Source organism: Novacetimonas hansenii JCM 7643, from assembly GCF_000964405.1.
GTDB lineage: Bacteria > Pseudomonadota > Alphaproteobacteria > Acetobacterales > Acetobacteraceae > Novacetimonas > Novacetimonas hansenii.
Genome location: NZ_BANE01000276.1, coordinates 1 through 860, shown reverse-complemented (window position 1 = coordinate 860; position 860 = coordinate 1). Strand labels below are relative to the sequence as shown.

The following is an 860-nucleotide window of genomic DNA, read 5'->3' as shown; positions in this document are numbered from 1 at the left end:
CAGGCCGGGCCTGCAATGGCGGAGCCGGCTATTTTCCGCCGCGCGTGCCGCGCTTTGCATCGCGAAACAAAATAGCCGGCTACCTGCCATCCTTCACTGCGTTCCGGCCGCGCGTTGCGCGGTTCCGGCCCGGCCTTCGTCTGCCGCTATCCGCCCCCGGAAAGGCCGCGAGGGGCGCGGCCAGAACCGGAGGACAGACCCATGACCCGCACACAGGACGATTTCGAACCCGCGCACGCCACCTCTTCCACCGCCCATGTGCTGGCGGAACTCCAGCTTTACGGCCATCGTCCCTTCGAGGATGAGCCGGACGCGAGGCCCTTGCCCGACGCCAGCCAGATCGAGGGCGCGGTGGCTGACATCTTTGACGCCCTGTCCGCCACGCTGACCGACACAAGACTGGAACCCGATCTCGAACCGCTGCTCTGGTCCACCGTCAACGTCTTTCACCGCATGGTCGGGCAGGTCGAACGGGATCTCGATCGCAACGAGGCGGCGCAGAAACGCAGCCAGCAGGAGCAGGATGGCAGCGAGATCCGCTCGGTGGAACTGGAACGTCTCATCGCCGAGGGCCTGACCCTGCTGGAGCGACGCAATGCGTACGAGATCTTTCGCGATCTGGCCTGCGACCAGTTCGAACGCCTGACCATGTCGCCCTGGCGGCCACGCTCCGGCTCGCTGGTCAGCCGCAGCACCCTGACGGCGTCGATGATCGACAGCCGCGATTTCCTCAACGCCCGCCGCAAGGCCGAAACTGAACTGCTGGTGCCGCCGGGGCCAAAGGTCGCGGTCACCGGCGGGCTCGATTACGAGGATCATCATCTGATCTGGAACCGTCTCGACAAGGTGCGGGAGAAGCA

Annotated in this window: 1 protein-coding gene; it reads left to right on the top strand. The window is 65.8% G+C overall.

Annotated elements, in window-relative coordinates; genetic code table 11:
• Positions 1 to 201 precede the first annotated feature (201 nt).
• Positions 202 to 860: SLOG family protein (locus B7G66_RS14610; RefSeq protein WP_048859334.1), on the top strand; the 659-nt coding region annotated here is incomplete at its 3' end.